At 45.8% G+C, this 25,341-nt stretch carries 31 protein-coding genes; 23 read left to right on the top strand and 8 right to left on the bottom strand.

Annotated elements, in window-relative coordinates; translation table 11 throughout:
- Window positions 1-42: 42 nt before the first annotated feature.
- Entirely contained in the window at window positions 43-576 is a 534-nt protein-coding gene (locus tag PQI28_RS01745; protein ID WP_074035089.1) for an HD domain-containing protein, read from the bottom strand.
- Between the two features lie 221 nt (window positions 577-797).
- Here PQI28_RS01745 and PQI28_RS01740 point away from each other — a divergent pair, with 221 nt between their 5' ends.
- From PQI28_RS01740 to PQI28_RS01725, 4 genes are all read left to right on the top strand, one after another.
- Window positions 798-935 carry a hypothetical protein gene (locus PQI28_RS01740; protein ID WP_214695472.1) on the top strand — a complete coding sequence of 46 codons (138 nt, stop codon included), beginning with the start codon at window positions 798-800 and terminating at the stop codon, window positions 933-935.
- A 177-nt stretch (window positions 936-1,112) separates the two neighbouring features.
- A complete protein-coding gene (spxA, locus tag PQI28_RS01735) occupies window positions 1,113-1,511 on the top strand; it encodes a transcriptional regulator SpxA (protein WP_015881217.1) in 399 nt (132 codons plus the stop codon).
- Between the two features lie 171 nt (window positions 1,512-1,682).
- Window positions 1,683-2,339, top strand: coding sequence for an adaptor protein MecA (gene mecA / locus PQI28_RS01730; protein WP_214695474.1), 657 nt, complete (start codon window positions 1,683-1,685; stop codon window positions 2,337-2,339).
- A 64-nt stretch (window positions 2,340-2,403) separates the two neighbouring features.
- Complete coding sequence (locus PQI28_RS01725) at window positions 2,404-3,636, top strand: DUF2254 domain-containing protein (protein WP_339962387.1); 1,233 nt, start codon at window positions 2,404-2,406, stop codon at window positions 3,634-3,636.
- Between the two features lie 38 nt (window positions 3,637-3,674).
- Here the strand turns inward: PQI28_RS01725 and PQI28_RS01720 are convergent, their stop codons facing one another.
- Window positions 3,675-4,400, bottom strand: coding sequence for an SDR family NAD(P)-dependent oxidoreductase (locus tag PQI28_RS01720; protein ID WP_339962386.1), 726 nt, complete (start codon window positions 4,398-4,400; stop codon window positions 3,675-3,677).
- 83 nt (window positions 4,401-4,483) lie between these two features.
- On the opposite strand from PQI28_RS01720, the gene cls reads away from it, so the two are divergent.
- Genes cls through pepF form a run of 3 tightly spaced genes read left to right on the top strand, consistent with a single transcriptional unit; the run spans window position 4,484 to window position 8,889 of the window.
- A complete protein-coding gene (cls, locus tag PQI28_RS01715) occupies window positions 4,484-5,995 on the top strand; it encodes a cardiolipin synthase (RefSeq protein ID WP_214695480.1) in 1,512 nt (503 codons plus the stop codon).
- A gap of 12 nt (window positions 5,996-6,007) precedes the next feature.
- On the top strand, window positions 6,008-7,102 hold the full coding sequence (locus PQI28_RS01710; protein WP_339962385.1) for a competence protein CoiA: 1,095 nt from the start codon (window positions 6,008-6,010) through the stop codon (window positions 7,100-7,102).
- Window positions 7,087-8,889, top strand: coding sequence for an oligoendopeptidase F (gene pepF, locus PQI28_RS01705; RefSeq protein ID WP_339962384.1), 1,803 nt, complete (start codon window positions 7,087-7,089; stop codon window positions 8,887-8,889). Before PQI28_RS01710 ends, pepF begins: the two co-directional genes overlap by 16 nt.
- Before the next feature lie 204 nt (window positions 8,890-9,093).
- Here pepF and PQI28_RS01700 read toward each other — a convergent pair whose 3' ends face one another.
- Window positions 9,094-9,867, bottom strand: coding sequence for a DsbA family protein (locus tag PQI28_RS01700; RefSeq protein WP_339962383.1), 774 nt, complete (start codon window positions 9,865-9,867; stop codon window positions 9,094-9,096).
- Window positions 9,868-9,953: 86 nt separating this feature from the next.
- The gene (locus PQI28_RS01695; RefSeq protein WP_339962382.1) at window positions 9,954-10,535 is read right to left on the bottom strand and encodes a CYTH domain-containing protein; all 582 of its coding nucleotides are present in this window, start codon (window positions 10,533-10,535) and stop codon (window positions 9,954-9,956) included.
- 109 nt (window positions 10,536-10,644) lie between these two features.
- Between PQI28_RS01695 and PQI28_RS01690 the strand changes: the two genes are divergently transcribed.
- The 3 genes from PQI28_RS01690 to PQI28_RS01680 are packed head-to-tail and all read left to right on the top strand — an operon-like array spanning window position 10,645 to window position 12,966.
- Window positions 10,645-11,289, top strand: coding sequence for a GTP pyrophosphokinase (locus PQI28_RS01690; protein WP_015881226.1), 645 nt, complete (start codon window positions 10,645-10,647; stop codon window positions 11,287-11,289).
- 12 nt (window positions 11,290-11,301) lie between these two features.
- Window positions 11,302-12,099, top strand: a complete 798-nt coding sequence (locus tag PQI28_RS01685) for an NAD kinase (protein ID WP_214695497.1) — start codon at window positions 11,302-11,304, stop codon at window positions 12,097-12,099.
- A 3-nt stretch (window positions 12,100-12,102) separates the two neighbouring features.
- Window positions 12,103-12,966 carry an RluA family pseudouridine synthase gene (locus PQI28_RS01680; RefSeq protein ID WP_214785228.1) on the top strand — a complete coding sequence of 288 codons (864 nt, stop codon included), beginning with the start codon at window positions 12,103-12,105 and terminating at the stop codon, window positions 12,964-12,966.
- Window positions 12,967-13,006: 40 nt separating this feature from the next.
- On the opposite strand, the gene PQI28_RS01675 is transcribed toward PQI28_RS01680, so the two are convergent.
- Window positions 13,007-14,173 carry an FtsW/RodA/SpoVE family cell cycle protein gene (locus PQI28_RS01675; RefSeq protein WP_214695514.1) on the bottom strand — a complete coding sequence of 389 codons (1,167 nt, stop codon included), beginning with the start codon at window positions 14,171-14,173 and terminating at the stop codon, window positions 13,007-13,009.
- Window positions 14,174-14,322: 149 nt separating this feature from the next.
- On the opposite strand from PQI28_RS01675, the gene fabI reads away from it, so the two are divergent.
- Together fabI and PQI28_RS01665 are read left to right on the top strand one after the other, a co-directional pair.
- Window positions 14,323-15,096: an enoyl-ACP reductase FabI gene (gene fabI, locus PQI28_RS01670; protein ID WP_214695521.1), complete on the top strand. Its 774-nt coding sequence runs from the start codon at window positions 14,323-14,325 to the stop codon at window positions 15,094-15,096.
- Window positions 15,097-15,179: 83 nt separating this feature from the next.
- Window positions 15,180-15,368 (top strand): hypothetical protein, encoded by a 189-nt coding sequence (locus tag PQI28_RS01665; RefSeq protein ID WP_074035057.1) that lies wholly within the window; start codon window positions 15,180-15,182, stop codon window positions 15,366-15,368.
- Between the two features lie 2 nt (window positions 15,369-15,370).
- Here the strand turns inward: PQI28_RS01665 and PQI28_RS01660 are convergent, their stop codons facing one another.
- A complete protein-coding gene (locus PQI28_RS01660; protein WP_074035055.1) occupies window positions 15,371-15,880 on the bottom strand; it encodes a YjcG family protein in 510 nt (169 codons plus the stop codon).
- 175 nt (window positions 15,881-16,055) lie between these two features.
- Between PQI28_RS01660 and PQI28_RS01655 the strand changes: the two genes are divergently transcribed.
- The 7 genes from PQI28_RS01655 to PQI28_RS01625 all read left to right on the top strand — a co-directional run bounded on the left by PQI28_RS01655 (window position 16,056) and on the right by PQI28_RS01625 (window position 21,647).
- Window positions 16,056-16,601 carry a phosphatidylglycerophosphatase A family protein gene (locus tag PQI28_RS01655; protein WP_015881233.1) on the top strand — a complete coding sequence of 182 codons (546 nt, stop codon included), beginning with the start codon at window positions 16,056-16,058 and terminating at the stop codon, window positions 16,599-16,601.
- The gene (locus PQI28_RS01650) at window positions 16,601-17,188 is read left to right on the top strand and encodes a phosphatase PAP2 family protein (RefSeq protein ID WP_339962381.1); all 588 of its coding nucleotides are present in this window, start codon (window positions 16,601-16,603) and stop codon (window positions 17,186-17,188) included. Before PQI28_RS01655 ends, PQI28_RS01650 begins: the two co-directional genes overlap by 1 nt.
- Entirely contained in the window at window positions 17,185-17,721 is a 537-nt protein-coding gene (locus PQI28_RS01645; RefSeq protein WP_339962380.1) for a hypothetical protein, read from the top strand. The genes PQI28_RS01650 and PQI28_RS01645 overlap by 4 nt, the downstream gene beginning before the upstream one ends.
- Entirely contained in the window at window positions 17,714-17,905 is a 192-nt protein-coding gene (locus tag PQI28_RS01640) for a hypothetical protein (RefSeq protein WP_271305051.1), read from the top strand. Before PQI28_RS01645 ends, PQI28_RS01640 begins: the two co-directional genes overlap by 8 nt.
- Window positions 17,906-18,065: 160 nt before the next feature.
- The gene (locus tag PQI28_RS01635) at window positions 18,066-20,090 is read left to right on the top strand and encodes a BglG family transcription antiterminator (RefSeq protein ID WP_339962379.1); all 2,025 of its coding nucleotides are present in this window, start codon (window positions 18,066-18,068) and stop codon (window positions 20,088-20,090) included.
- Window positions 20,087-20,353, top strand: a complete 267-nt coding sequence (locus PQI28_RS01630; RefSeq protein ID WP_214739852.1) for a PTS sugar transporter subunit IIB — start codon at window positions 20,087-20,089, stop codon at window positions 20,351-20,353. Before PQI28_RS01635 ends, PQI28_RS01630 begins: the two co-directional genes overlap by 4 nt.
- 31 nt (window positions 20,354-20,384) lie before the next feature.
- Window positions 20,385-21,647 carry a PTS ascorbate transporter subunit IIC gene (locus PQI28_RS01625; protein ID WP_214748392.1) on the top strand — a complete coding sequence of 421 codons (1,263 nt, stop codon included), beginning with the start codon at window positions 20,385-20,387 and terminating at the stop codon, window positions 21,645-21,647.
- A gap of 48 nt (window positions 21,648-21,695) precedes the next feature.
- Here PQI28_RS01625 and PQI28_RS01620 read toward each other — a convergent pair whose 3' ends face one another.
- Complete coding sequence (locus PQI28_RS01620) at window positions 21,696-21,983, bottom strand: hypothetical protein (protein ID WP_015881237.1); 288 nt, start codon at window positions 21,981-21,983, stop codon at window positions 21,696-21,698.
- A 273-nt stretch (window positions 21,984-22,256) separates the two neighbouring features.
- On the bottom strand, window positions 22,257-22,988 hold the full coding sequence (locus tag PQI28_RS01615) for a hypothetical protein (protein ID WP_271305049.1): 732 nt from the start codon (window positions 22,986-22,988) through the stop codon (window positions 22,257-22,259).
- A gap of 149 nt (window positions 22,989-23,137) precedes the next feature.
- Between PQI28_RS01615 and PQI28_RS01610 the strand changes: the two genes are divergently transcribed.
- The 4 genes from PQI28_RS01610 (at window position 23,138) to PQI28_RS01595 (ending at window position 25,284) form a co-directional block, all read left to right on the top strand.
- Window positions 23,138-23,713, top strand: a complete 576-nt coding sequence (locus PQI28_RS01610; RefSeq protein WP_214695532.1) for a GNAT family N-acetyltransferase — start codon at window positions 23,138-23,140, stop codon at window positions 23,711-23,713.
- Window positions 23,710-24,429, top strand: coding sequence for an alpha/beta fold hydrolase (locus tag PQI28_RS01605; RefSeq protein ID WP_214785223.1), 720 nt, complete (start codon window positions 23,710-23,712; stop codon window positions 24,427-24,429). The genes PQI28_RS01610 and PQI28_RS01605 overlap by 4 nt, the downstream gene beginning before the upstream one ends.
- The gene (locus tag PQI28_RS01600; RefSeq protein WP_339962378.1) at window positions 24,416-24,976 is read left to right on the top strand and encodes an NADPH-dependent FMN reductase; all 561 of its coding nucleotides are present in this window, start codon (window positions 24,416-24,418) and stop codon (window positions 24,974-24,976) included. The genes PQI28_RS01605 and PQI28_RS01600 overlap by 14 nt, the downstream gene beginning before the upstream one ends.
- A 68-nt stretch (window positions 24,977-25,044) precedes the next feature.
- On the top strand, window positions 25,045-25,284 hold the full coding sequence (locus PQI28_RS01595; protein ID WP_074035023.1) for a hypothetical protein: 240 nt from the start codon (window positions 25,045-25,047) through the stop codon (window positions 25,282-25,284).
- The last annotated feature ends 57 nt before the right edge of the window (window positions 25,285-25,341 follow it).

The raw sequence follows: 25,341 nt of genomic DNA, 5'->3' as shown, positions 1-25,341 counted from the left end.
TTTTAGCGAAAAAAAAAGTCACCTAATGTGCTAGGTGACGGATTATCCGTTTGAAATTCGCGGTAAGTTTGAGAGACGTTCGACGATAGCATCGATTTGACGGACGCGAGCTAGTGCATCTTCAATCTCCATTGTCTCATAATGGTGCAGACCACCTGGTTGCTCTACGAACGTATCGGCGTCATGAACGAGCTGTTGAAGCGGGGTCCGTTGAATTCGGCTTGGTGGTAAATAGGAATCAGTGTGCAAAAGAATCATAACAGAAATCTCTTTAGCACGGGCAGGGTCTTCCCCGAGACGAATGAGTAATTTATGTGCCCGCTCCGCACCTTTAATCGCATGAATATCGTTCTGACGATATAAGTCATAATTCCATTTGCCTTCTGTATACCATTCATAGTGACCGATATCATGAAGTAGCGCAGCTTTCGTCGCTAAATCTGTATCGAGACCACGTTTCGTTGCCATTTCGAGAGCGCGCTCACAAACGTCTACAGCATGTTTTAATCCTGATCGAGTTAAATATTTTTGGGTTACCGGATGTCCCATAATGGTTTCTAATGTGATTCTCATCATCGCTCTCCTCCTTAAATAGAAAAAGGTTATTTCTATAAACTATACAGGTTTTTTGTACGTAATGCAAATGATATCCGTGTAAAGAAATGATGAACTCGTAAGAATGATTCACATTTCACAAACAAATGTGCTATAATTTATTTGTAGATTAGTGCAAGTTCAAGATTTTCAGAATCGGTAATGCTCGGTCGGTTGCTTACGCTGTACGGGGGTGAGAGGCCATGAAAGAACGTGACAAAGTTCTACGAGAGAAAAAACGACTTTTGAAAGAAGTGTTGAAGAAAAAGTTGAAAGACTTGCAAGTCAAGCCAGGGAAAGAGACGGTGTCTCAACCGGTGTCTCGGTTCCCGGCATCTTGAGATGGGTCATTCAAGGTCGCATTCACCGAATGCGCCCTCTTTTCATATCTGAATGATAAAGAATATCATTGAAGTTTTAATAATTAAGAATTATTATAATTAAGTGGATGCGAATTTGGGTATACAGATAGAGTCACTTAAAAAGATGGACGCATACTCGATCAGGGAGGAAGAAAAATGGTCACACTTTATACGTCTCCAAGCTGCACATCTTGCCGAAAGGCACGAGCTTGGCTCGAAGAACACGATATCCCGTTTACAGAACGAAACATATTTTCAGAACCGCTCTCACTAAATGAGATTAAGCAGATCTTACGCATGACAGAAGATGGAACGGATGAGATTATTTCAACTCGTTCTAAAGTCTTTTCTAAAATCGATGTATCCGTTGATGCGTTATCGCTTCAACAATTGTATGATTTGATTCAAGAATATCCAGGCTTACTACGTCGTCCGATTTTGATTGATGAAAAACGACTACAGGTCGGATACAACGAGGATGAGATTCGTCGATTCTTGCCACGGAAGGTTCGAACGTTCCAATTGCAAGAAGCACAGCGACTTGTAAATGAATGAGAGCATACTGTCTAAGCAGTGTGCTTTTTATTATCGATTATTTCCTATAAAATAAAGTTATAACCCGTCATCTAGATTGAACGATGTCAAAAAGGGTACAAAGATAACAAGACAATTTCCCCTCTCCTCCTTATGTGAAATGGGAGCGAGGTGAGAAGGGAGTGGACAATCGTGAAAATTGAGCGCATCAATGACAATACCGTCAAATTTTTCATCACATATGTGGACATTGAAAAACGTGGCTTCGCACGTGATGAAATTTGGTACAACCGAGAACGTGGCGAGCAGCTGTTCTGGCAGATGATGGACGAGGCTCACGAACGTGAAGACATCTCGTTTGATGGTCCACTGTGGATTCAAGTCCAAGCTTTTGAAAAAGGTCTAGAAGTGACCGTGACAATTGCGAAAAATGTGATGGATACGGAAGACGATTCTGAACTCGGTTCGCTTCTTCGTTCAGCGATTGATGAAGCACGAGATCAACAATCGGTACTCGACCAATTGAGTGAGTTGGATGAACTCGAAGCGGAAGCAGATGCTTGGGCGCCACTCGCAATGGAAACAGATGATTTCGAGGCGATCATTTCACTGAGTAAGCGTGCAGGTGACACGTTCAGTGACCTTGATTTGAAACTATATCATTATCAAGACCGTTACTATTTGTGGATTGATTTCCCGGATGAAATGGAGCCTGAAGACGAAGAGAATGCACTCAGTCTTCTAGCAGAATATTTAACATTTAGTACACAGACGCAACCGATGCTTGAAGAGTATGGTAAACTCATTCTCGATGGCGACGTCTTTGCGAAAGTGCGTCACTACTTCTAAATGATCAATCGCCTGTTCAGACGGACAGGCGATTTTTTCAAATCAATGGTAAAGAGGTGTTGGTATGGTGAGACGGATTCGACTACTACTTGATGATAGTGCATGGTTCGTTCCATTCCTATATGGGATGGGGGGCATCGCGTTAACAGCGTTGACACAACTGTTCGGTGAATTTTTCCGAGATTTACTACCAGATTTTATTTATTTGGACTTGGACTCGGCAGCGTCCGTATTGTCTTCGACGTTCACGAGTCTTATGACGATGATGACGTTTAGTTTTTCGACAATCCTTGTCGTGTTGACGACGTATTCTTCTCAGTTTTCTCCTCGGACCATCAATAACTTTTTGACGAATACGTCGGCTAAGCATACGCTTGGTCTCTTCATTATGACGACCGTTTACGGGATTTCGAACTTATTCCTCGTCCGAACGGCAGATGATGGTGTCGTATTATCTTCAGGAATCAGTGTGCTCTTAGTCATTGGTTCGATTTGGGCGTTCGTCAAGTTCATTCAGACCATCAGTGTCTCGATTCAGGCAGAACGTTTGTTATCCGCGTTACATAAAGAAGCACTATCGGTAATCAGTGAGCAAAAAGACGCCATCGGGTCAGATGACGTGAATCTCGTATTACCACGTTCTGTTCATTCGTTTGAAGGTCAAGCGGTACGGGCGCCGCAGACGGGGTATATCCGCTTATTTTTAAGAGAGAAGCAGGGAGATCATGAAACAGACTTTGAATCGGTCGTAGCCGTAGGTGAATTTGTCGCAAAAGGGGATTTACTCGGATTTTGGAAAGGTGAGGATGCCCCGGACATCGAACTATTTGAGATCGGCGAAGTGCGGTCCTCGATGCAAGACCCTTCATTTGCGATTGAAAAGTTGAGTGAGATTGCGTTACGTGGAATCTCTCCAGGAATCAATGACCCGAATACGGCGATTCACGCAATTCATTACATCGGAGATATTTTACGGGAACTTTGTGAACTACCGGATGGAGATTTTCTATACTCGAACGGGAAATCCGATTGGCATGTGAAGCGAAAGACGCTTGAGACGATTCTTTTTGAATCACTATCGCCGATGCAGACTTACGCCAGTAAAGATATCTTTGTGATGGGGTCCGTGTTCGAGGCGATTCGAATGGCGCGTCTTCAGGCGCATGAGACGTTAGATTCGACGTTTGATGAGATGATTGATTATTTTGAAGATGTCATTGATTGGGAAAGTCTTCATTCAAAAGAACAGAACTATTTACGCAATAAAATAGGGCGAGCTAAAAAGATGACGACATGACAGGAGACCACCTTTTCAAAAGAAGAGGTGGTCTCTGTTCAAGAGAGCGTATATCCGCCATCGACCGTGATGGCTTGTCCATTTATATAGGTTGAGGCATCGGTTAATAAAAATTCGACGACCGGCGCCACTTCTTCCGGTAGGGCGGCATGTCCCCGGAAATGATGGGTCATTGCCTCTTTGAATTTTGCTTCTCCACCGTATAGTTTGTGACTGAGCGGCGTATCGACCGGACCGAAACAGACAGCATTGAATCGAACCTTTCCTTTCATCCGATGTGCGAACGTTTTCGTCAAGGCAACCACAGCGGCCTTCGAGGCGGCGTAATGAGCGAGCATAGGTGGGAATTTGACGTGTCCGACGATGGCGGCGTTGTTGACGACACTCGCTCCCTGAGCAAATAAAGGGATGGCGCGTTGTGTGACGGTGTTCAGTGCATAGAGATTGACGTCAAACACTTCGGTGTATGACTCTTGAGTCAAACGCTCCGGTGTACCGGGTCTACCAAATGTTGCGGCATTGTTGAAAAGACCATGTAACGTCACCCCTTGTTCCTTTAAGTGTCCAAAGAGGTGATCGATGTCTTCCGCTGAATGGAGATCGCACCGGATGAACGCGGCCAATCCGTTCGAATCTGATTCGAGAGAAGCCCCCCGTGTCTCATCACGACCGATTCCGATGACACGATGTCCATTCTCGGTTAACTGCAAGGCGACGGCGCGCCCAATCCCGCTTGTCGCACCTGTGATTAGAAAAGTCCCCATAATTCATTCGCTCCCCTCAAAAAATTGGCGTTACGATGTATAATTAATGATAATACATGACAGAAACGAGGTCAGGTTATAATATGTTGCGACGCATACAAGTACTCTTTTCCCTTATTTTGCTCGCAGGACTCATTGCGATATTATCGTATTACTGGAGCTCACAAGTGATTGGGCTCTTCTCGATTCTCGTCTTTTTGACAACGTTCAGTATTTTGCTTGTGATTTTGCTTGAAAATCGCAACCCGCAACGGACGTTGATCTGGGCGATTGTCATGATTGGCTTTCCTGTCATCGGGCTATTTGCGTACTTCGTGTTCGGTCAGAACTATCGTCGCAAGCGGATGTTCAAAGAGAAGGCGATGCTCGACGAAGAGACGTACTTGGCTTATCGGCAAAAAGCGATGACGCTCTCTCCGTCACTGATGTTTGCGCATGATGATTATGAGAAGTTGATGCATCTCACCTCTTCGTTGAACCAATTGCCCGTCTCTTCGAATACGTACACGCAGATTTTGACGAACGGACGTGAAAAATTCTCGAAGTTATTGCCCGCTCTGAAAGGCGCGACACGGCACATCCATTTAGAGTATTACATTTTTCGGGAAGACCGTATTTCTCGGGAAATTCAGCGGATTTTAATCGAGAAAGCCAAAAAAGGGGTCGAAGTTCGATTCTTATACGACGCCGTCGGTTCCATTCATACGAGCAGTACATTTTTCGAGGAGATGAAACAAGCTGGCGTCCAAGTGCAGGCGTTCTTCCCAGTCGTCCTTCCGCTCGTGTCGAGTAAGACGAACTATCGAAACCATCGAAAAATTGTCGTCATCGACGGGACAGAGGCGTTCACTGGAGGATTGAACGTAGGGGATGAGTATTTAGGCGAACACTCTAAATTTGGTTTTTGGCGCGACACCCATCTGTATGTCAGAGGAGAAGGGGTTTCCGAGTTACAGTTGATCTTTTTACAAGACTGGTACTACATGACGGGAGAACGGCTGTTCACGCCATTCTATTTAGAACCGCTCGAAACGGTACGAAGTGCGAGCGGAGGTGTCCAAATCGTTGCAAGCGGACCTGATGAACCGTACGAGACGATGAAATCGATTTATTTCTCGTTGATCAATGCTGCGAAAAAGTCCGTCTATATTTCCTCCCCGTATCTGATTCCTGATGAGGACATTATGAGTGCTTTGAAGACAGCATCTTTATCGGGCATCGATGTTCGGATCGTCTTACCGAGCTATCCGGACCATAAAATCGTCTTTTATGCGAGTCGTTCCTATTATGAGGAGTTACTGTTGGCTGGGGTAAAGATTTATTTATACGAAGAAGGATTCATGCATTCAAAAGTCATTGTCGTCGATGACGGACTTGCCACGATTGGGACGGCGAACATGGATTTTCGTAGCTTCCATTTGAACTTCGAAGTAAATGCTCTCCTGTACAACACGAACTCGGTCCATCAGTTGAAACAAGACTTATATCATGATTTCGAAGGGTCTCACGAACTTGTATTAGAAGAGTTTGCGAAGCGCTCATTCTTTATAAAACTCGTAGAATCATTGGCCAGAATGTTTTCACCACTACTATAAGGGGGGAGCAAGATGCGGTTTGCGATCGGTCGAGAAGGGGATATCGTTGATTCCTTTACTCTAAATCGAATGCAGGCGGAGCAGCTTGCTCCTTTTCGATGTCCGACGTGCCAGGAAATGTTGATCTTAAAGCAAGGTGCGAAACGTCGTCTACATTTTGCCCACATCCATACGTGCGGGAGAGCGGAATCCGTTACACACCATCAGGATAAATGGGCAGTATGCCAATGGCTACAAGAAAGCGGGTACCCTGTCGACCAAGAAGTGACGATTGGGAATCGTCGGGCCGACATTCTTACGAATGTGGATGAGTTGCCAACCGTCTTTGAGATTCAGGCATCTCCATTGAAAGTAGAAGAATATGTCGCGCGAACGAACGATTACAAACGAGCAGGTCTGGATGTGATTTGGATCGCGAGTGGTCTCGATTTAAAGATGAACCAATCGTTTCAACCGTGGATGCGCCTTGAACTATCTCGGCGACACCGGTTGATGACAGTGAAAAATGGACAGTTGGTTCGTTTCAATGGGTTTCCCATTTCAATCAAGTATGGAATCGGGAATTGGGAAGTCTCGTCCTCAGTGACCACTTCCTCTTATGAAGCTTATTATCGGTTCAATGCATTGGAATGGACGGAGATGATACGACGAAAACGAATGTCGCCGATCTACCCATCCCCAAAGAATCGACATCTCATTTTAAATCGTCTGTATCCTTTGGGATTGATCCCCGCCTTGTTACCGACAGCCTGCTATCTTCCCCTCACGTCACTTTGGGGAATACACGTTCATCCGATTGAGTTTCAAATCGTCCTCTATTTAAATCGCTATGAGTCACCGAATGATTCGGTGGAATGGAGCATTCAAAAGACGTGCCGCCAGTTCGGAGTGACACCGACAAGCGACTTTTCCCAGTCATTTCATGTACAATGGAAACAACTCTTGAATGCATGTCGTCTATCGTGTGATGTCACGACTTGGGTGCTTCCAATCACCTGTGAAGATGCGAGACGTCACGATACACGATTGTATCAAGGACTTCAGCGATTGATGTTACAATCGACGAACCAATCAGAAAAGGGAGTGAACGTATGTCAGAAGTATTGACACGACAACAAGTTCCAGTCGAAGAGACGTGGAACTTAGAGACGATCTACAGTAACGACCAAGCATGGGAAGCAGATTTTGAAGCATTAAAAGAGCAGGTGCCGGCATTGATCGGGTTTAAAGGAAAACTCGGTGAATCGGCAGAAACGTTATACGAAGCGTTACAACTCCGTGATGAGCTTTCTCGTAAATTACATAAGCTGTATACGTACGCGCACATGCGTTACGACGAAGATACGGCGAACAGTCATTATCAGGCATTGAATGACCGTGCAGGCTCACTCGCCTCGCAAATTTCAGCCCAACTCGCATTCATGACACCAGAGCTTCTTTCAATCGATGAAGCTCAAATTGAAGCCTTTATGGAACAACACGAGTCACTTCGCGTGTATCGTCATGCGTTCGATGAGTTGGCGCAAGAACGTCCACACGTACTGACGGAAGCGGAAGAAGCGATCCTTGCGCAAGCTGGAGACGTGCTCGGACAATCGAGTTCGACGTTCGGTATGCTCAATAACGCGGATTTGAAATTCCCGAAAGTGAAGAACGAAAAAGGGGAAGAGGTCGAATTGACGCACGGACGTTACATCACGTTCCTCGAATCGAGTGACCGAAGTGTCCGTGAGAACGCCTTTAAAGCAATGTACGGGACGTACGGGCAGTATTTGAACACGTTTGCCTCGACGCTTTCAGGCAGTGTGAAAAAAGACAACTTCTATGCAAGTGTCCGTAAATTTGAGAGTGCGCGACAGGCAGCCCTTCACCACAATGCGATTCCAGAGTCTGTGTACGACGGTCTAGTCGAAGCGGTCAACGAGCGTCTTGATTTGCTGCATCGATATGTCGCATTGCGGAAACGCGCGCTCGGATTAGATGAGTTGCATATGTATGATTTATATACACCACTCGTCAAAGATGTAGAGATGAAAGTGTCGTACGAAGAAGCGAAACAGTTGATGGTTGATGGTTTGGCACCACTCGGAGAAGAGTACGTTCAAATCGTGAAAGACGGTCTCGATTCACGTTGGGTCGACGTACGCGAGACACGTGGAAAACGGAGCGGTGCATATTCATCTGGAGCATACGATACACAACCGTTCATCCTTATGAACTGGCAGGACAACGTCAACAACTTGTTCACGCTCGCGCATGAGTTCGGTCACTCGGTGCATAGCCATTACACGCGTACGTCACAGCCGTATCCGTATGGCGACTATTCAATCTTTGTAGCAGAAGTCGCGTCGACGACAAACGAAGCGTTATTGAACGACCATTTATTGAAAACACGGACGGCAAAAGAAGAACGTCTCTACTTGTTGAACAATCAACTCGAAACATTCCGTGGGACGTTGTTCCGTCAAACGATGTTTGCTGAGTTTGAGCATATGATTCACAAGGCTGCTCAAGAAGGCGTCTCGCTCACACCTGAATATTTGAATGAGACGTACTTAGAGTTGAACAAACGCTACTTCGGAGAAGGAATCGTCATCGATGAAGAGATTTCATATGAATGGGCGCGTATCCCGCACTTCTATTACAACTACTATGTCTATCAATATGCGACGGGAATCTCAGCATCGGCAGCGTTGTCGCAACAGATCATGGAAGAGGGAGAGCCGGCCGTACGTCGTTACATTGATAACTTCCTCAAAGCTGGGTCTAGCGACTACTCAATCGAGGTCTTGAAAGCGGCAGGTGTCGATATGACGACGAAAGAACCAGTCCTTAAAGCGCTTGATCAGTTCGAAGCGGTGCTCGATGAAATGGAATCATTATTGTTCTCGTGAACAATATGTGACAATGTACACAAACTAGTTGTCAGATGAAGAGGGACTCGGTATATTATAAGTGTGAAATCAATCACAAACCCCTTTATTGACCGTAAACTTTCTCCCATCTTGTAGGCCTTCCCCGGGCCTCAAGGTACGACGGCTCTTGTCCCCGCTTGAGACGTCAAAAACCCCACGGCTCCCCGGCCGTGGGGTTCTTTTTTATTTCGTTTGCGCCCATGCCTCACCGCTACATCCCGGTACAGGGCGGCAGCGTTGCTGCAAGGAGAGCTTCTTCAGTTCGCGTTCAATCACAGTTTTATCTAAGTCTAGAATATACGATAGTTCAGTAATCGTCGACGCGTCATAACGAGCCAACACTTTGGCTACATCCCAGTCAGTCGTACGACTCGGGGCATAACCGAGCAACTCGGTCATGACCGATTGATACACGTCGTACGGATAGACCCCTTCAATCTTCAATGCTTCATCGCGCGTCACGAATGTGAGAGCGGGCAATGACTCAATCTCCCAATCTTTCAGCACTTGATGATCGACTGCTAAAGCATTCAAGAGCTGGTTCGATTGAAGATCGGCTTCAAGTTCATCCAAATCAAGACCGTACTCTTCGAAAGACCGTGCGATTTCCCATAAATCAATTGAGCCTAACTGTTTACCGGAGAATAAATCATTCACCTGCAAATGACGTAAAAAACGCATCGCATGACGTTTCCCTTGTAATTCTAGCGCTTTGATCATTGTGAGAAGGCGAACTTCTTCCTGACATCCGCCAACACAGCTAGGAACGGTAGAGACCATTCGGAAACGAATCACATGTCCGTATTCAATCTCTAACTTTTTGATCAGTGTCATCACGTGAAAATTTTCAGGACTCGAGATGTCCATGAAATAGAATAACTCCAATGGCTTATACGTTACTTGAATAGGAGTTTCTTCCAGTGAACAGGATGACCCATTACATTGTTCAAGTTCCATTTGTGTCGCCTCCTCTCGGCAAAAAACTCATTTAATGTTGTAAACTCATTGTAGCAACGAAAAAAAAAGGTTGGCAATGTATCTGCTCAACCTTCAGACCGACTCATTTTTAATTCCATGAATCGAACGATTTTATTTTTGGCGGGACGGTATGGAAGACCGTGCTCTGCTAACAGTCGTTCGAATGCACGTTTGCCCGCTTCTTCATTCGTGACTTCAAATTCTATTTCATAGTCAGTTGTCTCCAAATAATGGCTTTCGTCCAAAACGAGAAGACCATCTTCCGTTTGACGTTCGGCTCGATTCGTCTCGAGGCGTCCGAGGTGTTCGAGTGCGGCATTCAGTTGAAACGGGGCGAGGGCTTGCTTCATTTGATCATCATGAATGATTCCGTACTTGAATAAGTCTTCCGCTTCTTCTTCAGTGATTGCGGCATGTGTTTCAAGCAATCCGACTTCGTTCGGTTGTTTTAATGTCAATACCTGGCCATGTTTCTTCTCACGAATACGAAGGGCTGCGCCTTGTTTTTTTAGCTGGAAGGTTGGCGTGTCGAAATAATCGTTTGCTTGCCAGCGGACGCGATCTTCTAGTTTGTAGGCTTGAATCAGTTTTTCATACTCATCTTTTGTTAACATGGATTTAAATTCAATTTCCACTTCTTGGGTCATAAATCATCGCTCCATTCTATGAACAATTGTTCGTTTATGATACCATACAAACGGATACATACGGAAAGGACGCGTTTTTTCCGGAAAAGAACGAAAGTGGTGACAGCGTATGCAATCAGTGAACTGGGATCAGTTTTTAGTACCGTATCAAATCGCGGTAGACGAGTTGAAAGTAAAGTTAAAAGCCGTTCGTAAGCAATTCAAGTCGCAAAATGACCACTCTCCGATTGAATTTGTCACAGGTCGGGTCAAACCGGTCGGGAGCATTCTTGAAAAAGCAAAGCGAAAAAATATTGCGGATCATGAGCTGGCGACCGACATGCAAGATATTGCTGGATTACGAATCATGTGCCAGTTTGTCGATGATATCGTTCACGTCTTGGATTTGCTTCATCGTCGGACAGATTTTAAAATAGTGGAAGAACGCAATTATATTACGCATCAGAAAGATTCGGGTTATCGGTCGTATCATGTCATTATCGAATATCCGGTCCAGACGATTCATGGGGAGATTCCGACACTTGTCGAAGTGCAAATTCGTACCCTTGCGATGAACTTTTGGGCTACAATCGAGCATTCTTTGAATTATAAATATGATGGCGATATGCCTCTTGAAGTACAAGAACGATTGAGACGTGCAGCTGAGGCGGCATTTCTTCTCGATGCAGAGATGAGTCAACTCCGTGTCGAGATTCAAGATGCGCAGCAAGTGTTTCGGGATAAAGAGATGAATGTGAAAACAGACGAGGATTAGGGGGGAATCGATATGCAGTTTGCGATTGTATCGAGGGGAGATGCGCGATCAGCGGAAATCGCCCAGGAACTGACTGAAAAACTTGAAGCCGCTGGGCATACGTTATCGGAAGAGCCACGCATCGTCGTGTCAGTCGGTGGGGACGGGACGATGCTACAAGCGTTCCATAAGTATATTGACCGTCTCGATGAAACGCTTCTCGTCGGCATCCATACCGGACACCTCGGTTTTTATGCGGATTGGCAACCGGATGAATTGGATGAGCTGACGGAAATGATCACGAGTGAGTCGTTCGAACCGGTCTCATACCCGCTCGTCGAAGTTCTGATCGATTACGAGAACGGAAAGACCGATCGTCAATTGGCGATGAACGATTGTACGATCAAAAACTATAAGCGGACGCTCGTCTGTGATTTGTCGATCCGCGATGATTATTTTGAAACGTTCCGTGGTGATGGACTGTGTATCTCTACCCCTTCTGGTTCGACTGCCTACAACAAAGCGCTCGGTGGTGCAATCGTCCATCCATCGATTGAAGCAATTCAAGTGACGGAAATGGCTTCTATCAATAATCTGGTCTATCGAACGATTGGGGCGCCGCTCCTCTTGCCGAAACATCATCAAGTGAAAATCAAACCGCATACGAAAACGGAATTCGAATTGGCGTTTGACCATCAAGAAGCGTTATCTTGGTCAGACGTTGTGTCGATTCGTTGCGCGGTCGCAAAAGAAAAAGTGACGTTCGCTCGTTTCCGCCCATTCCCATTTTGGCGGCGTGTACGTGAATCGTTCATTGAGGAAGGAAAGTAACGAATGCAAGGATTTATGATTCGTCGCGTTGTGGAGAAGGCTATTCCACTGCGCGACTTTTTAATGCAGGACCTCGGGATTTCTCGGAAGATGCTCACGCTCGTAAAACATGAAGGAGAAATCGAGGTGAACGGGATCCATCGTACGGTTCGGCACGTTCTCGAGCAAGGAGATGAAGTGGTGGTACGATTCCCGCCCGAGTCTCCTTCGACAGATATGGTCATCTCGGATAGACCGATTCATATTTTGTATGAAGATGAGACGGTGCTGGCAGTCGATAAACCAGCCGGAATCGCGACGATTCCATCACGACTGCATCCGACCGACACACTCGCGAACGCCGTACTCGGTTATTACCGACAAATCGGTCTGACCTCTGCGATTCATGTGATCAATCGACTCGATCGGGATACGAGCGGCGTCGTCTTGTTTGCGAAGTATGGCTTCATTCACCATCGGTTTAGCGAACTCCAGAAAGCCAATGCGCTCACGCGCTCTTATGTAGCCCTTGTAGAAGGAGAAGTCCCCATCCAAACGATCGATGCACCGATTGGGCGTGCCGAGAATTCCATCATGGAACGAATCGTTACTGAAGACGGACAGCGAGCCGTCACACACATACTCGATTGTCAGCAGTTTGGTGGCGACTCATTGTTGACGATTCGACTCGAGACGGGACGTACCCATCAAATTCGCGTTCATTTGCGTCATATCGGTCATCCGCTGATTGGGGACTCGATGTATGGGGGAGCGGCTCGAATGTCACGTCACGCCCTTCACAGCGCCTCTGCGCGCTTTATTCATCCGTTGACAGGAAAAGAAGTGATGATTGAAGCACCAATCCCGGAAGACTTTCAATATCTATAACAAAATCCCTTCAAGGTCATTATAGCCTTGAAGGGATTTTTCAATCGTCATCAAACATATAGGTTTTTGATTTAGAGGCTACGTTCATCACAAGACCGATGGCAATCATGTTCATGATGATCCCCGTTCCTCCGTAACTGACGAACGGAAGGGTGAGTCCGGTAATCGGTAATACACCAATTGTCATCCCGATGTTTTGGAAGACTTGGAACGTGAACATCGCAATGACGCCGGTGACGATGTAACTTCCGAACGCACTACTTGACTCAAGCGCGATATGAATCATGCGATAGAGGAACAAGAAGAAGACGATGATCACGAGCGCTGCGCCGATGAACCCGTAATGCTCGGCGATGACAGCGAAGATGAAGTCCGTCTGTGATTCCGGTAAATAGACGAGTCCTTGTCCATATCCGGCTCCGAACATTTGACCGGATCCAATCGCCTGCAATGATTTGATCAGCTGGAACGCCAAGTCGTCCGAATACTCATAAGGATAGATCCATGCCTGGAATCGGTTCAGGGCGTGACCTGGTACGAACGCCTGTAGCACTTCAAAATGAGAGAAGAACAAATACATGAACGTTCCGATGGTCAAAGCGGCTGCGCTGAACAGACCGAGTAACCATTTCCAGCCGATACCGGAGACGATGATGATTGCGCCGAGCATCGTCATCAAGACGAGTCCAGTACCTAAGTCCGGTTGCGTCACAATCAGACCGAGCGGTGGAATGGCGACTAACACCAATTTGACTAACAGCCACGTGTCGAGTTGAGACGAGCCGTATCGCTTGTTGTGGTCATATACAATCGTTGACATTGAAATGAGAAGGAACAACTTCATGAACTCTGCCGGTTGGAAACTGAATCCAGGTACGTTATACCATCCATACGCTCCGTTAATGTTCGGAACGAGTGTCGTATCGCGGAGCGGGATGAGTCCGACGAGCAAAAGGAGACCGAATGCATATAAGTACCAATGGATTTTTCGGAGCTGTTCATACTCGATTGTCATGATGGCAAACATCGCGAAAAAGCCGATGACGTACCGAATACCCTGTTCGAGAGCGAAGTTGATATGTTGAAGTCGGGTCGGCAACATCGGTTGTGCCGTATAGATTGCACCGAGGCTGATGATCATCAATAGGAAGACGATGGTCAACAGCGTCGTGTCTAAACTTTTAAAATATGATTGAATACGGTTCATAATGGAGTCGAGTCACCCTTTCTATACGTATTTTATCTTACCGCAACTTAAAAAAATCGCAATACGAAACGAGCCGGTTGACAAAACAGAAACCTTTCTGTAATCTGAGAACAGATATTATCACCAGGTACTAAAAAGGGGAGTTTATGATGTCAATTTTTCCAACGTTAACGAATAAAACTTATGTCGTCATGGGGATTGCCAACAAGCGTTCCATCGCATGGGCGATTGCCAAAACACTTGATGAAGCGGGAGCGAAGCTCGTATTAACGTATGCGGCAGAACGTTTCAAATCAAGTCTTGAATCACTTGCGAGCGAGTTGAAACAAGAAGCGATTTTGCTCGAGTGTGACGTAACAAATGATGAAGCGATTGAAACGACATTCCGTTCAATCCATGAACAAGCAGGGGAGATTCAAGGGATTGCTCACTCGATCGCGTTTGCGGATAAAGAAGCGCTTCGCGGCGAATTCTCGGAAATGACACGTGGACAATTCGCGCAGGCGTTAGACATCTCGGCGTACAGTTTGACGGCTGTCGTGAAAGCGGCGAAACCATATTTCGCATCTGATGCCTCAGTGATCACGTTGACATACCTCGGTGGGGAGCGCGTCGTTCCAAACTATAACTTGATGGGTGTCGCAAAAGCGGCGCTTGACTCAAGTGTCAAGTACTTGGCAAACGAGTACGGTCCGCACGGTGTTCGCGTCAATGCAATCTCAGCTGGTCCGATTCGTACCTTGTCGGCTAAAGGGGTAGGCGACTTTAACAGTATCCTCTCGGAGCTTGAACAAAAAGCGCCGTTACGTCGAAACGTCTCTGCAGAAGAAGTAGCGTCGACAGGACTCTTCCTTCTCTCGGGAATGGGAAGCGGCGTCACGGGTGAAGTCATTCACGTCGATAGCGGATACCATATTTTATAAGTTTGGGAAATGGCGCAGTGATGCGCCATTTTTGTATTATCTAGCGGTTGAATGGGGTAAGTACCTATGAAGGAGGTCAGATCATGGGTCCTTATCAGATTGATTTTACTGTCGTTCAGTACGTCAACCGCCAAGTCCAGCCTTCAGGTCGAGCCAGTATCGAACCGGTGACGCGGATCAAACGCGTCCAACGCATCCGACCTCGACGGGAAGAATGGTTAGAAGAAGAGCAAGAAAAAAACCCCGGTCGTTTTGTCGACCGGAGCATATAAGATTAGCCTCGGAAACGGAACGTCTCATAGACGTTCCATGTTTCATTTTCGAGTTCGTACATGACGGCCATCCGAGTGATCGTCTCTTCGAAATGAACTTGCTCCATCCGCATCCGTTCGAGCACATCGAACAGTTCGGCATCGGTCAAATCTTGACCGATTGTGATATGTGGCAAGAATTCATATTTTGGTGCCTGGCTGAGCACGTCTTCGTGAAGTCGCTGCTGCAGAGCAGACAGTTCACGTGTCGGCAACACTTTCAAATACAGCACGTTGTTCGTCGGTGCAAAAGAGCGGACACCATCGACTTTTAACTGAATCGGTTTAGTCGAATCCGCGACTTGTTGCAAGTACTCCAGTACTTTTGGCAAGTCTTCTTCGGACACCTCCGTCCGTTCCTTGATGGTCACGTGAGGTGAAATCAACGCATATTTTGTGTCATACCGTTTTCGATAAGAGTTCGCAAAATCTTGCACTTGTTTAGACGGAAATAAGACTACCCCAATCTTCATTCCTCTTCCCCCTTTAATCGTTTAACCTACATGTTTATGATGACCGATTTAATGAAGGAAGTCAAAGCAGGGTTCGTCTTTTTTCGATTTTTCAGTATAATGGTTATATTAACTAGAGAGATGATGACTCTCTGAACGAAGGGATGTGAAGCGGGATTTTAATCCTGCGCCTATTATGAAACACGTACCACACTCACGAGATGTCCGTGAAGCAGCTCGTGCTCGCCTGCTCGAACGCGGCGTCACGATTGAATCGATTGCCGAAATCGTTTATCAGATGCAGGCGCCTTACTCGCCGCATCTTTCGTTGAAAGATTGCATGGATTCCGTCGAGGCGGTTCTCGATAAACGCGAATTGCAACACGCCATTCTCGTTGGATCGGAACTCGACATGTTGGCGGAGAAGGGGCAACTGTCTGAACCGCTCTTGTCTATCATTGCATCTGACGAAGGTTTATTTGGAGTGGATGAAACGATTGCGATTGGTGCCGTGAACACATATGGTTCGATTGCCGTAACGACGTTCGGGTACTTAGACAAGGCTAAGATCGGCATCATCAAACAACTTGATACGAAAATGGATGACGGACAAGTGCATACGTTCATGGACGACCTCGTCGGCGCGATTGCAGCGAACGCGTCTGGACGATTGGCACACCGTCTTCGCGACATGGTCGACTTCGGAGAAGAAGAGATGCGTGAACGAAAAGGGTTGTATTGATGAAGTTGACACCGATGCAGGTGGTCATCACCGGGACGATTGCATATGTGATCGTGTCGGTGTTTGTCGTTTTGGGAGCAGTCGGCCCTATGAATACGTTCGTGTATGAGTTGTTACAGCCGTTACCCGATCGTGTATTTGCATACGTCACAGAATTAGGGAGCGCTCAAGTCATAGTCGGGCTCTCAATTCTAGGTTTATTATTTTGGTTTTGGCGCGGTAACCGCGTCGAGGCATGGCGACTCGCGCTCGTTGGGATTGGGACTCTTCTTTTCACACAAGTGCTAAAGCTCGTTTACGGAATCGATCGCCCGCTTATTGATGCGTCCCTCGATGCGACGACATATAGCTTTCCGAGTGGACATGCATCAGGATCGCTGGCGTTATATGGATTAATGGCTTATGTCTTATATCGCAAGAGACAGTCAACATTCGCTATCATCGTACTTGTGTGCCTCGTCCTTGCGGTGTCGCTCAGTCGAGTCGTCTTGAACGTCCATTACTTTAGTGATGTGATTGGAGGCTGGCTCGTTGCGTTGACTATGATCGCCTTATCTGAATGGGTTATAAGGAGGAAAACGGTTTGATCGTCGTTGTAGATGTAGAGAAGTGGTTATTTGTTCAAAAGAAAGAAGCGGATGAAGCGTCGGTCCCTACGATCTTAGTAGAGAAGAAAATGGAAGGGGCCACGTGGTTCACTTCCATGAAGATTTTATTCCAATTAAAAAAATGGACGAGTCAACGTCAATTTGTCCCGTTGTTAGCTTACGATGAGGAAACGTATCGCTCGTATGAAGTTTTCCACGTTGATGCCGTCCCTCCGATGGCGTTACTTGACGGGGGACGAACGTTACTCGTGAATAATCAACGAGACGAGTCATACGATTTTGCCTTGCAGGGAAGTGGGCACGTCTCAGAGACGTCAATCTTATCGTTTGCGCTCGACTATCTTGAAAAGATGACGAATGAACGTGTCGTCTTTGCAGGAGATGAGACCATCAATGCCGGTCACGTCGTCCCAACCGAGTTATGGGATGCGACAAATCGATTGAATTCTGGGTCACGTTTGTTCGAATGGATTCGAGAAGAAGACGCACGTAAGGAGAATGGACATGACTGATTGGGAAATGAAGTTCCAACAATTGCTTGATCAAGAAGTGGACGAAGTCCAGGTGCCCCGAGAAGATTTTTTGAACGCTCGTACGATTTTGATTCAGAAAGGCTGGCTCTTCCAAGTTGTGGGCGAAGCCAAGCATGGCGGAATCACAATTTATCGCCGCAATCCGGTTGCACCGACTTCTTAACCGAAATAGAGATGAACGAATGGAAACGATTCGTTCATCTCTTTTCTTTGTGTTCATGTACAGACAGAAGTTTGTGGAAGAGTCTCCGAAAAGTCTGTCGTAACCGCTTACATTTTTAGGGTCGATTCGTTTTATACTACAGGTGTAGGAGGCCTCTACCATGCAATTGAATGAAAAAAGTAAACGAATATTAAATGTCATCCTGCATGAAAAGCAGATGACCATCGAAACGTTAACGATGATGCTCCCATATTCTCGTCGGACAATCGAATATGAACTAGAGCGTATTCAGGAATGGCTTGATGATTCTGGTCTATCCAATCTGAAGGTGGATGGGGCAAAAATTGAATTGACAGTGACAGAAGCATTGATTGAGCAAGTGGAGCGTGCGGAATTAGTTTGGTCAGAAGAAGAACGTGAGCTTGTCATCACGCTCTATGCCATGACACAAGAAGAGTTTCTCTCAAGTTTTCACTTTCAACATTTGTTAGATGTGTCCAAATATACCGTTCAAGAAAGTTTAAATACGATCAAGAAAAAGGCTGCACAATTCGGTCTCGATTTCTCTTATACGAGAAAAGAAGGCTATCGGTTTAACGGTCATTTCCAAACGATCACGTTGTATGTGTATCGGACGATTGAACAATTACTCGATAAATCGACGTTCTCACAATTGCTCGACCTATGCTTTGACGATTGGCAAGAGGAGTTCAAAGAGCGAGTCCGTCAGATTGAGCAGTTTGAAACCCTCAAACAGTTTCAATTTGTGGAAAGTCATCGCGAAAAAATGGCCTATTTCCTTCTGATTGGTTCGAGATTATCGCCGGATACATTCGTTCGTGATGAGGACTCTTGGTTGCCGGAAAAAGTTGAACAGTCTGTAAGGACGCACTTTCAAGATGTGCCACAACTGTGGGATATGTTGATGATGCTCATCCAAAGTGGTCCGAAAGTGTCGGAAGAGATGGATGAAACGGTTCAACAAAACCTTGCTGCTACGATGATTCAGGTGATTGAGCGATTCGAGGGATTGAGTTGTACACGTGTCATTGAACGGGAGGCATTATGTGAGAAATTAGTGCTTCACGCCAAAGCGACACTTAAACGTGTTCATACTGAAGTCATGCCGCCAGAAGAGTTAGAAAGATATGTATTGAAAGAGCACCGGGTATTGAATGTGATTGTCGATCGTTCACTCGACCCAATCCGAAAACAAATTCAGGCAGAACTTCCGAAAACGGAAGTCATGTATTTCACGTTGCATTTTGCAGCGCATCTTCATCAACAAGGGCAACATCTTGATGAGAAAATGAAAGCGATTGTCGTATGCCCGAGCGGGATTAGCGTGTCGCATATGCTCGACCATATTTTGAAGAATCAATTTCCGGACTTTGTATTTTTACCACCAATCTCGCAACGTGACGTGTCAGAATTTGCTCCACTTGTCGATTTGATTTTCACAACGGTCCCCTTGCCGTTGGCCGTTCAACAACAGGCACATGTGACACTCGTTCCGACACTTCCGACAAGGCTCGAACAACTCGCTTTGAAGCGACAAATTCATCAGCGCTTTCTTGCGAATGGGGGACTCGCTCGATTAGATGTGTCTGACATTCTCGAAGTGGTGAAAAAATATGCGACGATCCATCAAGAATCGCAATTGAGAAAAGAATTAAATCATCTCATCCAAGATGAAACGACGACAGATGAATGGAAAGGGGGACAACCCGTGCTAAATCAACTCGTAACAAAAGATGAAATTCAAATTCGCGATCATGTGTCGAATTGGCAGGAGTCCATTCGTCTCGCGGCCGAACCACTTGTCCAAAACGGATCGATCGACACACGTTACGTTGAAACGATGATTGAGAACGTAGTAGAACATGGTCCATACATCGTTCTCATGCCTCAGATTGCCATCCCGCATGCGCGACCAGAGGATGGTGTGAATCAACTGGGGATGAGTGTCCTAAAACTAACAGAACCGGTCTTCTTCCCAGGGGATAAACCAGTCCGTGCATTCTTTGTGCTCGCGGCCATTGATCAAACTACTCATTTAAAAGCACTTGCACAGTTGACAGAGTTATTAGGAAACGAACAAGACGTGTCCCTCGTATTAGAAGCAGACACGGTAGAGAAAATTGTTGAGATACTCGATCGATATTCAGAGGAGGAAGAAAAATGAAAAAGATTTTAGTAGTATGTGGGAACGGATTAGGGTCAAGCTTCATTATGGAGTTGAACGTGAAAAAAGCGCTTGAACAAATGGGGAAAGAGGCGGATGTTTCACATACAGACATTGCGACAGCGCGAACTGAACCTGCTGACATTTACCTTGGGGCACAAGATATCATTGGCACACTCGATGATGGGGCGAAAGAAATCGTTGCACTTGAGAATGTCATGAACATTGAGGAAATTAAATCAAAACTTGAAGGAAAAGTATAACTAAAGAATTCATCGTAAAGGGGGAGCGCTTATGCTTGATTTGATTATGCGAGATATATTGGGGACACCAGCCATACTGGTCGGTTTGTTCGCACTCATCGGGCTCGTTTTACAGAAGAAAGACATTGCTTCCATCGTCTCTGGTACGCTTAAGACAATTATGGGGTTCGTGATTATCGGAGCGGGGGCCGGCGTCATCATTGCGGCTCTCGATATTTTCGGACAGATGTTCGACGAGGCGTTCAGTATTCGGGGAGTCATCCCGAACAACGAAGCGATTGTCGCAGTTGCACAAGACGCATTTGGCGTTGAAACAGCTATGATCATGGTCTTCGGGATGGTCATGAATATCGTGCTGGCTCGCATCACGCCATTTAAATACATTTTCTTGACGGGTCATCATACGTTATTCATGGCGAGCTTACTTGCAGCCATTCTTTCCGTATCTGGTCTTGATGGTACACTCTTGATCATCATTGGATCGGTATTGCTTGGACTTTGTATGGTCTTATTCCCAGCCCTTCTTCAACCGTTCGTTCGACAGATTACGGGATCGGATGATTTTGCGGTCGGACACTTTGGCTCACTTGGTTACTTTATCTCTGGAACGATCGGAAAATATGCCGGGAACAAAGAGCACTCGACGGAACAAATTCAAGTACCAAAGCAACTTGGCTTTCTACGAGACACATCCGTCGCCGTCTCGTTGACGATGACTTTATTATTTGTGGTCGTCGCCATCTTTGCGGGACCAGCATTTGTGGAAACGGAATTATCAGGTGGGTCGAACTACATCGTCTTCTCCATCATCCAAGCGATTACATTCGCTGCAGGGGTATATATCGTTCTTGCCGGTGTACGGATGTTGATTGCAGAAATCGTGCCGGCCTTCAAAGGGATTGCCGATAAGATGGTACCGAACGCAAAACCTGCGCTAGATTGCCCGACCGTCTTCCCATTTGCACCGAACGCGGTTATCATCGGATTTTTAGCGAGCTTTGCAGCTGGACTGTTCTCGATGTTCCTTCTACCTTTATTCGGTTTGGCTGTCATTGTACCAGGACTGGTTCCACACTTCTTCACAGGAGCGACAGCAGGAGTATTCGGGAACGCTACCGGTGGACGTCGCGGAGCGATTCTTGGATCGATCGCCAACGGGGTATTAATCAGTTTCTTACCGGCTCTCCTCTTACCGCTTTTGGGGAATCTCGGGTTTGAAAGTACGACATTTGGAGATTCAGACTTTGCCCTCGTCGGTATTTTGGTTAGTTGGCTCGTTTCATTGTTCTCATAATATGAAAAATGAGGTCTTTCTCCCATCTGGAGACAAGACCTCATTTTTTTACGCGTTCGAAGCGAGTTTAATTTTTTGTCGTTTCATCTTGTGGAGTAACCATGCATAGAGGACTTCACAAGAGTTGTGAGGAAGGGTCAGTTCCACGAGTGGGTGGGCATGACCAAATATAGTGAAGCGCGAATGGTCCTCGTCGAGCAGAGAGACTTGAATGTCAGTCGCATCCTGAAGTGAAATGCGTTGTTCCCCTGCGTGAGCATCTTTAAGTTTCAGCATTTTTCCATTCGTCGCAAACTTGGTGAACGAAGAGACTCCTTGTACTTTCAGTTGTTCCATTTCGTGTATCTATCCATCCGCGTGATGAATAGATTTTCACCTCGCTTTCTCTATATTGCCTTCCATTCCTCCAGAAGGTTATTCCTAGTATAACGCCTCGTCCGAAAAAGAAAAGTGTTAATTTAACAAAAAATTAAGACAATTTGTTATCAATTTTTAAGAATAGCGTTCATACCCGTTCATGAAGGGAATTGACTTGAAACAATCGGTCTGAAAATAACAAAAAAGAACCTCGTTTTCAGAGGTTCGATTCCATTTCTTACATCCATGACCTTATAACCGTTCAATGTGCCACGTGCGACGACGATACAACAATTGTCCTTTCAGCGCGATCGATTCCTTTTTGGCATCAAAGTCTTCTTCGAGGACGGACATGTCTTCGTAGCGACCGGCCACATAGAAGGAAATCACGATTTGACGATTGAATAGACTTCGTTTCGTGTGATCAAAATCGATGATGAGTCCTTGAGGTGCTAAATCGAGCAATTCATCGATGACAGGGAGCGGAATCGGCACGAAGCTAATGTTTCGGATGTCTCGGTCCAATTTGCTTTGCAATATGTTTTGAACGAAACGATTGATCGTCGACCAATCACGGATGTAGAGACTGCTGTGACGGTCGTTCGCTTCATTGAAGAACGCAATCTCATTATCAAGTGAATCTAGAAACGGTTTCTTAATCCCGCGCTCCATATGACTTAAAAATAGGATTTCTGCGATTTCGTGATCCGACAGCGTCTCAAGCGTATTGTAGTCTGGGAAATCAATTGCAGTGAATGTCGTTTGGTTATTTAAATACTTAGACGAGAATGAAGAGAGCTCATGCGCTTCGATATATCGGAAACGCGACCTAGAAGATTGCCTCATTCCTTTAATATCGGTTCGACAAATGATCATTGGTCTCGTGACGGAAAGGGCCTCTGTAATGTCGGCCAATGTCACGCCATGTAGCGTAAAGCGCTGGACATCTCGGTCTTGTTTTAAATAAAAGAGTTGTTTTGACATATGGTATCCCCTCGGTTTGACATACTACATTCATAGTAGCAAAAACACATGATTTCCGCTATCTTGAGACGGTTCAAGAGGGTTGAGTTCGATACATTTGGGAAAATAGAAGTATACTTGAGGAAACGAAAAGGAAAGGCGGGTTCCACATGTGGGGATTGAAACGTAGTTTTCCTGAGCTCGCTACGCCCCGGTTTATCCTGCGAGAGCTAGAACCGCGTGATGCTAGAGCACTTTATACCATCTTATCCACTGAAGAAGTGATGCGTTATTATGGGTCGGACCCGTTACTTGCTGTTTATGAGGCGAAAAATGTCATCGCCTATTTTAAAGACCAGTTTCAACAAGGCAAAGCGATTCGCTGGGCCATCTGCGATCGATTGACAAACGAGTTGATCGGGACAATCGGTTTTCATAATTGGACACCCCAGTATTACCGGGCTGAAATCGGATTCGAAGTCTCGCCCCATTATTGGAGACAAGGGGTGGCTTTTGAAGCGGCGACTGCCGTCATCCAACATGGATTCGAAGAGTTCAAGTTTCACCGAATCTCCGCCTTGGTGGCACCAGGAAATGAAGGGTCGAATCGCCTCGTTCAAAAACTCGGATTTATAGAAGAAGGTCTCTTACATGATTATGCATACAGCCATGGTCGGTTCATGGATTTGACGATGTATCGGCTACTCAAAACAGAATGGGAAGAAAAGGAGCACTCAATGATATGAAAGCACTCGTATTGTTACATGGATTGTGCGGTTCGCCAACATATTTTGAACAGCTAGAACCGTTATTGAATGCCGAAGTTCATGCATTCACACTTCCGGGTCATGCAGGAACGGAAGTCGGACCAGAAACGATGGACCAGTTCGCAGATTGGGTCATGGAAGAGATTCGACTCCGAAACCTTGAACAACCACTCGTTATCGGACATTCGTTTGGAGGATATGTGACGACCAACCTCGTTCGTCGATATCCTGAAGAACTATCCGGCTTTGGGTTGATGCATTCGACCGCTGCCTCTGATTCAGAAGAAGCAAAAGAAAAACGGAACGGGGCAATCAATAAAGTCATTGAAGAAGGGGTGAAGCCGTTTATCGACGGGATGATCCCGAATGTCTTTTCGAAGGAGTCAAATCCTGCACTCATCGAACAAGCAATCGAGATTGGATACGAGATGTCGGTTGAAGGGGTTGTAAACGCACAACGAGCAATTCGTGACCGTGAAGACGAAGTCGATACTGTTCAGGCGACTAAACTCCCTGGTTTATTCATTTATGGAGAGAAAGATCCGAATATGGACGAGACACGGGCATTTTTAGGTGCTGATAGTCATACGAAAGTGATTGTCCCATACAGTCACATGGGGATGATGGAAGGTCCTGAAGAGGAAGCGGAAATCGTGAATCAGTGGATTCAGGAGGTAGAGAATGGGAAAATATAAATTAGTCGCCATGTCAGGGAGTCTTCGAAAGAAATCATTTAATACCGCTCTTTTGCATTCGATTATTGAACTGGCTAAAGATGATTTTGATATTGAAGTCGTCTCCATCGAGCTCCCGCTGTTCAACGACGATTTGATTGATCCGGATGAACCGGAAGTTGTGGCCGCTTTGAAGCAAGCCGTTCGAGAAGCCGATGGATTATTGATTGTTACACCTGAATATAACCATAGCATCCCTGGTGTCTTAAAGAATGCAATCGACTGGTTATCGCTCGAGCCGGGGACGCCACTTCGAGATAAACCGGTCATGATTGCTGGTGCCTCACCAGGCATCCTCGGAACGGCCAGATGTCAAATTCATCTCCGACAAGTATTTGCCACAAATCGTGCAAATGTTTTACCGGGAAATGAAATTTTCATTACACATTGTAAAGAGAAGATTGATGACACTGGATTGCATGATGAGAAATCGATTCATCAAATCAAAAAAACATTATCGGAGTATCGTAAATGGATTGAATTTTGGAAGCGTAACGCAAAAAATTAACTTGAAGTCGCTCTTTTTGTTTGATAGAAAGGAATTGTGAAAACAAACACAAGAGGAGCGACACCAAAATGGAAACTTACATCGAACTGTACAATGGCGGCGAATTAGGTGATCGGGCGGTAATGAACGATGGAATGACGTTTGGACGGATGACGATTGTTGAATTGTTCTATCAATCCAATCATATTTTTGGTTACGTAAAAGAGAATGGTGAAAAACGTTTCTTCCTTGAACCGATTTCAGAGGACGACACGTTTACTGTGGATGGTACGACGTATTCACTCCAACAGTTTATTGCGTTGTTCTAAATAGAATAGATGGGTGACTTGAACGCAAGCGACTCGCTTGCGTTTTTTTGTCATTTT

The organism is Exiguobacterium sp. USCH10 (assembly GCF_037619445.1).
GTDB classification, from domain to species: domain Bacteria; phylum Bacillota; class Bacilli; order Exiguobacteriales; family Exiguobacteriaceae; genus Exiguobacterium; species Exiguobacterium aestuarii_A.
The sequence above is the reverse complement of the archived record's forward strand: the minus strand, read 5'-3'. Positions and strand labels throughout refer to the sequence as shown.